At 68.6% G+C, this 2,136-nt stretch carries 2 protein-coding genes; both read right to left on the bottom strand.

All coding sequences use genetic code 11. The features are described 5' to 3' along the window. Positions 1–83: 83 nt before the first annotated feature. A complete protein-coding gene (locus AC1DMN_RS18165; protein ID WP_477384750.1) occupies positions 84–1,049 on the bottom strand; it encodes an ABC transporter ATP-binding protein in 966 nt (321 codons plus the stop codon). Between the two features lie 286 nt (positions 1,050–1,335). Then, a partial coding sequence (locus AC1DMN_RS18160) for an HNH endonuclease signature motif containing protein (RefSeq protein ID WP_477384748.1) occupies positions 1,336–2,136 on the bottom strand: 801 nt, incomplete at its 5' end.

Here is a 2,136-nt window from a genome sequence, read left to right as displayed (position 1 = left end):
AGGTGAGGCTGAAGCCGCCCATCGGCGGTACGCGGCGGGTGGACGGATCGATCCGGTCCAGGCGCTCGGTGGCGGTGGTCATGTCATTCCCTTTCCGTGTCGTCGCCGGGTTCGTCGGCGGAGGTGAGCCGCAGGAACGCCTGCTCCAGGTTCTGGCTGGTGATCGTGATGTCGTGCGCGCTGGTGCGCGTCAGCAGGTGGCGGGCGATCGCGTCGGAGTCGTTCGCACGGATGATGATGCGCGGGCCCCGCACCTCAACGGAGTCGACGCCTTCCAGCACCGCGATCTCGGCCTGGCCGGATCCGGAAGCCTCATCCCACTCCGCCTCGATGGTGCGGCCGGAGGCCATCGCCTTGATCTCGGCGGTGGTGCCATCGGCGACGATGCGGCCCTTGCGGATCAGCACGATCCGGTCGGCGTACTGGTCGGCCTCTTCGAGGTAGTGCGTGGCGAACAGCAYGGTGCGGCCGCGCTGGGCGTCGGCGTGGATCGCCTGCCAGAACGAGTGCCGGCCCTCCACGTCCATGCCGGTGGTCGGCTCGTCGAGGACGATGAGTCCCGGATCCGACACCAGGGCCATCGCGAAGCGGAGTCGCTGCTGCTGGCCGCCCGAGCACTTCTGCACCTTGCGGTCGGCGATGTCGGCGATGCCGGCCCGTTCGAGCGCGGCATCGATGCTCGTGGTGTGCGTGAACAGCGAGGCGGTGAGCTTCATGGTGTCGCGCACCGTGACGTCGCTGAGCAGGCCGCCGGTCTGCATGACCGCGGAGACCAGGCCGCGCCCGATCGCCTGGCGCGGGGTCAGGCCGAACAGCGACACCTGGCCCCCATCGGGCTGCGAGAGGCCGAGGAGCATGTCGATCGTGGTGGTCTTGCCGGCGCCGTTCGGGCCGAGGAAGGCCACGACCTCGCCCTGGCGGACGGACAGGTCGACGCCGTCCACGGCGGTGAAGCCGCGGAAGCGCTTGGTGAGCCCGGTCGCGGTGATCGCAGCGTGCGGCGCGGAGGGGGCCTGGATGACGGACTGCACCGTCTGGGTTTCGCTCATGATGTCGCCTCGTTCATGTCATCCAGTCTGCTCCGCGTCGTGCGCGGCGCACGATGAACGATGTCATGGATCCGCTATGACATCCGTCACAGGGGTCGGTCGCGGGGGTTGGCTTGCCGGGGCCTTGTGATCCGTTCGCGTGAACAGCTTGCGCCGGTGTCAGGACGGCGAAGGTTCGGGATCCGGCTTCGGTCTTTCAGAACGGCGATGGTTCGGGACCGGCTCCGGTCGTTCAGAACCGCGGGTCTGCGGTGGGCAGCAGATGCGGGGTGTCGGCGACTCTTGCTCAGAACGGCGCTTCTGCGTCGGGTGGTGGATCCGGTTCGTCGATGGTGAAGGTGACGGGTGCGGGTGGTTTGTCGATGTAGGTCGCGCCGCTGGGGCTGGTCCATTCCAGGACGCCCGCGCCTTTTTGTTTCACGGTCCACGCGGTCTGGTGCTTCAGGACGTGGTGRCGTCKGCARAGWCCSCCGAGGTTGCCTTCTTCGGTGGCGCCGCCGTAGGCGGCGTCGATGGTGTGGTCGAGGTCTTGGGCAGTGGGTGGGAGCCCGCAGGTGGGGAATCGGCAGCGGGAGTCGCGGGCGTGCAGGAGCCGKCGCAGGTCGGTGTTGGGCCGGTAGTGGTCGACGGCGAGGATCGCCCCGGTGATCGGGTGCGTGAGCACGCGTTCCCAAGCGACGGCGTTACCGGCGAGGATGCGGGCGGTGTGCGTGTCGATGGGCTGCCCACCGGCGAGTTCGGCGGGCTGCTCYACCCGGACACCGAACGCGGAGCCAACCGTTGTGCTGGTGGTCATCACCGTGAACACGGGGATCGTGACTTCGACCCGTGCCTGGATCGCGGCCAGCAACCCGTCGGTCGTGTCATGCCCGGACGCGGCACCCGTGAGCAGGGTGTCCGCGCAGAGGTCTGCGCGCAGCTGGTCGATCGTGCGGTCGTCGTCCGGGTCGCCGAGCGCTTCCGGGTCCGATTCCGACCCTGCGTTCGCGTTCGCCTTCTGCACAATCCGGGCCTGCTGCGTGAGCCGATCGTAGATCCCATCGATCACCGCGGCGGCGTGGATCAACCCGAGCATCTTCTGCCCGTC

Source organism: Microbacterium sp. 01T413_2 (assembly GCF_056398985.1).
This window is presented reverse-complemented; position numbering and strand designations above follow the sequence as displayed.